The 5585-nt window shown below is 49.0% G+C and carries 4 protein-coding genes and 1 pseudogene; all 5 read right to left on the bottom strand.

Translation table 11 applies throughout. The features are described 5' to 3' along the window. The coding region (locus ACESLU_RS10835; protein WP_372638666.1) for a PDZ domain-containing protein at nt 1-713 on the bottom strand (713 nt) is incomplete at its 3' end. A 142-nt stretch (nt 714-855) separates the two neighbouring features. Further along, a complete protein-coding gene (gene hslU, locus ACESLU_RS10840; protein WP_372638667.1) occupies nt 856-2277 on the bottom strand; it encodes an ATP-dependent protease ATPase subunit HslU in 1422 nt (473 codons plus the stop codon). An 11-nt stretch (nt 2278-2288) separates the two neighbouring features. Next, entirely contained in the window at nt 2289-2837 is a 549-nt protein-coding gene (gene hslV, locus ACESLU_RS10845) for an ATP-dependent protease subunit HslV (RefSeq protein WP_372638668.1), read from the bottom strand. A gap of 55 nt (nt 2838-2892) precedes the next feature. Then, complete coding sequence (locus ACESLU_RS10850; RefSeq protein ID WP_372638669.1) at nt 2893-4644, bottom strand: Rne/Rng family ribonuclease; 1752 nt, start codon at nt 4642-4644, stop codon at nt 2893-2895. A 420-nt stretch (nt 4645-5064) separates the two neighbouring features. Next, nucleotides 5065-5585: pseudogene (locus ACESLU_RS10855) on the bottom strand (UDP-N-acetylglucosamine 1-carboxyvinyltransferase); the annotation flags it as partial.

Here is a 5585-nt window from a genome sequence, read left to right on the forward strand (position 1 = left end):
TATTCCAGTAACTCATTGACATGGGGTCGTTTGATGGTGACATCCACCTCCGAGCCTTTGGGTCCGCGCAGCGTGTTGACTACTTGTTCTCTGGTAAACCCAATAGAGGTACTATCATTGATACCGATAATACGATCTCCGGATCGGATGCCCAGCTGGTCACTGGGTCCCCCGGCAATAGCTGTAATGACGGTAATGGTGTCGTCAATAACATCGAACTGTATACCGACCCCCTGGAATTTGCCGGCAAATTCGTCCTCAATGGCATCACTGGTTTTGGGCTCGATATAGATAGAGTGCGGGTCGAGCGACCGGAACATATTTTCGAGCGCATCTTCAGTCCGGTTGGTCATATTCACATTGGGATAAGTATCTGCCATATAACGATAGGCTTCTTCAAAAAGCTTAATCGATTCTCCGAGGTCCTCTATCTTCAAGTCGGTAAAAGAGGTATCGAGCGGGGTATTGGCCAGATCGATCGTGCTGTCCGGGAGATTGGAAACCAGTCCCCGGATACTGCTCTTGTAAAGGTTTGTCACGTCTACCGGATCGACGTAATTATCGATAATTCGCTGCTGGGCCTGCACATATTTTTTTAGGTTTTTCTGGTCTTTATCACCATCTTTGACTACGGTTTCAACTCCCGCAAGCCAAAAAATCGAAAGTGCGAGGAGAATCGCAACATTGGGAGCTAAGAGTTTTTTTGCGCTCATAATGACTCAAATTTTATCGTTTTATTAGCTGTGATATCTTTCTAACGTACCTTTGGCGAATTAATTACCCACTTGTTTTATGCCCACAGTTCTTTAGACCGGGGCACGGTAAGTTAGTAAATAATTGGAAACAGTAGCAATATTATAAGATATATTGACTTAGATCTTTATCCTTAACAAGATTATCCAGCTGTTTGTTCACATATTCCCGGTCAATCGTGATCTCACCGGAGCTGATATCATCGGGAATTGCAAACAGAAGCTCATCAAGTAGCGACGACAAAATAGTGTGGAGGCGCCGGGCACCTATATTTTCCACCCGCCGGTTTACCTGGGCGGCTATAGCCGCCACTTCACTGATAGCGTCGGTCGTGAACTCTACATCTACCCCCTCGGAAGCCAGCATAGCCTGGTACTGCTTCGTCAGGGCATTTTTGGGTTTGGTGAGAATGTCAAAAAAGTCTGCTTCCGTAAGTGAATTCAGTTCAACCCGAATAGGAAAGCGCCCCTGCAGTTCCGGGATAAGATCCGAAGGTTTGGAGACGTGAAAAGCGCCGGAGCCGATAAACAGAATATGATCGGTTTTGACCATCCCGTGTTTGGTGGAAACATTACTGCCTTCGACGATCGGAAGCATATCGCGCTGAACGCCCTGGCGACTGACATCGGGACCGCCGCCGCCTTTGCCGTTACCGGAAGAAGATTCAGCTACTTTGTCAATTTCATCAATAAACACAATGCCATGTTTCTGGACGCGCTCGAGGGCTTCCTGGACGGCTGCATCATGGTCGATGAGTTTTTCCGCCTCCTCTTCCAGCAGCAGTTCCCGGGCTTCTTCAATAGTCACATTGCGCTTGGATTTCTTTCCCCCGCCCAGGTTGCCGAGCATATCCTGCAGGTTGATGCCCATCTCTTCCATTCCGCCCTGGGGACCAAAGACCTGCATCATCGGGGCTTTGCTGGATTTACTGACTTCCACCTCAATCTTGCGATCTTCCAGCTCGCCCTTGCGCAGCTTTTCGCGAAATTTTTCGCGCGTACGCTTGTTCAGCTCCTGATCGGAGGCCTGTTCGGGATTAAAGTTCTGGTCTTCCTTCTGAAATCCCGCCGAATCGTTGGCCGGCTGTTTGACCGGGGGAATGAGGATGTCCAGGATACGGTCTTCCACAATCTTTTTTGCCTCCTCCTTGACTCGTTCCTGCATCTCTGTCTTTACCAGATTGACCGATATGTCGGTCAGGTCACGGATCATCGACTCTACATCGCGGCCCACGTAGCCCACCTCCGTAAACTTGCTGGCTTCCACTTTAATGAAAGGAGCGTCCGCCAGCTTGGCCAGCCGCCGGGCGATTTCCGTTTTACCGACGCCGGTGGGACCTATAAGAAGGATGTTATTGGGGAGTATTTCATCCCGTATTTCTTCGTCGGCATTCAAGCGCCGCCAGCGATTACGCAGGGCTATGGATACCGAGCGCTTGGCTTCATCCTGGCCGATAATATATTTGTCCAGTTCAGCTACAATCTGCCGTGGCGTTAAGCTTTTATGTTGTATAACCTTTTGCATAGTACTTGTTTCTACTCTTCTAATTCTAAAACACTTAAATTGTGATTCGTATATATACAGATATCCGCAGCAATATGGAGTGATTTTTCAGCTATCTCGCGGGCGGACAGTTCCGGAGCACTTTCTTTCAGGGCCCGGGCGGCTGCCAGGGCATAGGACCCGCCGCTGCCGATCGTCAGGATTTTGTCGTCCGGCTCGATGACATCGCCCTGACCGGATATCAGCAGGGCCTTTTCTTTATTCATAACGATCAGCAGGGCCTCCAGCTTGCGGAGAAATTTATCACTGCGCCACTCTTTGGCCATCTCAACGGCGGCGCGCTGCAGATTCCCGTTATACTGTTCCAGTTTTTCTTCGTATTTCTCAAAAAGCGTAAAAGCATCGGCGGTGGATCCGGCAAAACCGGCGGCAATTTTTCCCTCGTAAAGCCTGCGCACTTTGTTAACAGTAGCCTTCATGACGGTTTTATCCATGGTAGCCTGTCCGTCGCCTGCTATAGCCGCCTCCCCGTTATGGATGATACCCACAACGGTCGTTGCTTTCAAATCTGTTATACTCATAGTGAAGTCGGTCGTTCAATCATTTTTTGTGAAAAAGGATGTTTTACCGTCAGGTCTAATTTTTGTAGTACTTTGAATTCGATCGCTCCGAGCGGGTTGGTCGTGGTTTGCGGGTATCTTTCTTTTTCTCCCCGTTGGGACCTTTTTTGTAATAGTCGAGGTTTTTCCGCCGCTCTTTGGCTGCGGCCAGTTCTTCGTCTTCTCTGGCTTTCGCAATAATCTCATCGATATCTTTCTCCTGCATTACCACATCAGTGATATCAATATCTGAACCGGCAATGGTTGCCTTGTATTCATTCAGGGAGATCGTTTCATCTGCCACGAGCGAAATCTTGAGCCAGTAGCGGAGCATCCATTTCCATTTTATACTCATGAATCCTTTTTCAAGGTACGACTTAAGGTAAGGATTTATATAGATATCCACAGCGCGGTAGTCCGTCGTGGTGCGGAATTTGCTGAGCCATGCATCCAGATCGGCAATGATCGTATTTTGAGTCACAACGCTGCCCGAACCGCCGCAGGTGGGACATACTTTTGAGACGGAATTAACCACACTTGGACGAATTCGCTGGCGGGTAATCTGGACCAGTCCGAAGTCGCTCATCCCGATCACATTGGTTTTGGCAGGATCTTTCTTGAACTCTTTTTTGAGTTCATCATAAATTTTCTTGCGGTTCTTACCCTTGCGCAGGTCAATAAAATCGACGACGATAATGCCTCCGATGTCGCGCAGGCGTAACTGTTTGGCCACTTCGCGGGCGGCCTCCAAATTTGTTTTCAGCGAGTTGTCTTCCTGCCTCTCTTTGGCGGCGTAGGGACCGGAGTTGACATCCACCACATACATCGCCTCCGTTTGTTCGAATATCAGGTATCCGCCCGATGGCATCCGTACGCGGGGACTGAAAATAGAATCCACATCCTTGGCTACCTTCATAAAGTCAAAGATGTGTTCACGTCCCTTGTACAGCTCCACATTGGGAATCATCTGCGGGGCCACCTGACTGACGTACGACTTGATCTGCTTGAACATGTCAGGGTCGTCAACCAGCACCCGATCGTACTGTTTCGCAAAAAGATCGCGAACCAGGCTCTCGGTCATGTCGAGGTCTTTGTAGAGCAGGGCAGGGGGCTTGGCCGTTTCCAGCTGTTCCAAAATGCGCTCCCATTTTTTGAGCACATTCCGCATGTCGTCTTCAATGGCCTTCTTGTCCTTACCCTTGGCTACCGTACGTATGATGACGCCAAAGCCGTCGGGAACCATAGAACCAACCACGCTTTTGAGGCGCCGTCGCTCCTTGTAGTTATTAATCTTCCGCGAAACCGCGATATATTCTCCCATCGGGATAAGCACGAGGAAACGTCCCGCCACCGTGATGTCGGTAGAAACACGGGGACCTTTTGACCCGATAGGCTCTTTAACGATTTGAACCAGCAGCTGCTGGCCGGGACGTAGAATCTTGCCGGCCCACTTCTGTTTTTCGTAGTTCGATATCTTGTCGAAATTCGTTTTTTTCAGCTCTCCGCGAACGTTTTTGTGAATCGCGTTTTTGCCGTTGAGCATCTGAACATATTCTTTCAGATGGTCGCCGGCATCGGAGAAGTGCAAAAAAGCGTCTTTCGGCGTACCCATATCGATGAAAGCGGCACGAATACCGCTCATCACTTTGTGGACTTTCGCCAGGTAAATATTGCCAACCGTGCGCTGATTTTCCTCAGACTCTATAAAAAGTTGGGCAAGTTCGCCGTTTTCCAGCAATGCGATCCGGGTTTGCTTTCCCGAAGCGTGAATAATGATTTGATTTTTCATGGAAATACTCGTCTTTCACACCGTTGCTGTACTCCGGACGTTTAACCCTGATCAAATATTCAATCGGCATCATCATAGATAAAGCAATCTTAAATTTCATACGTTTCAGCGGGAGTTCAGCAACCGCTATGTTATAATTCCTGTTAGGATAAAAAATAGGTTGTACAGATCGTTGTTGGTATTCAGAAAAGGGATCGTCTTGCAGAGAAGTATTACAAGCATCCAGGGAAGTCAAATATTCCGCTGTTTGGTACAATGATACAAGAAAAAGCCTTGCTAAAGCGTTAGAAAAAGATAAAAATACTTGTATGTTTGACAATGTCTGCAATTAAAACCTGAAATTATTTAGTAAATCCTGAATAACATTATCTTAATATACAAGTTCATTACCATTAATGTAAGCGCTAATATTCCAGTCCCTCACTCTTCCTGGCCGGTGCGGGTTATCCGGGCGCCTACCGCGGTTAGCTTTTGTTCCAGATCTTCATAGCCCCGGTCCAGGTGATAGATGCGCAGTACATCCGTACTGCCTTTAGCGATCATCCCCGCCAGGACCAGGCTGACGCTGGCGCGCAGGTCCGTACTCATGACAGAAGCTCCTTTCAGGGGCGTTTTGCCCTCGATGGTCGCGGTGTTTTCCGTGACCTCCATATCAGCGCCCAGGCGGGTCACTTCCGGCACATAACTGAACCGGTCGTAATAAATGGTGTCGGTAACAGAGGAGGTGCCGTCGGCCTGTGTCATCATGGTAGCCCACTGCGCCTGCAGGTCGGTCGGAAAGCCCGGGTAAACCTGAGTCCTGATATCGGTCGGATGGAGTTTTTCGGGTGCGTTAACGTGTACGGTGTCTCCGTTCATCGCCAGCTCCGTGCCCGTTGTTCGGAACGCCTCTGGGAAATGTCCCAAATCGTCGACATCCACGCCGGTAAGCGTCACCTCCG

Origin of the sequence: Fodinibius sp. (assembly GCF_041642155.1) — a bacterium.
Taxonomy (GTDB): domain Bacteria; phylum Bacteroidota; class Rhodothermia; order Balneolales; family Balneolaceae; genus Fodinibius.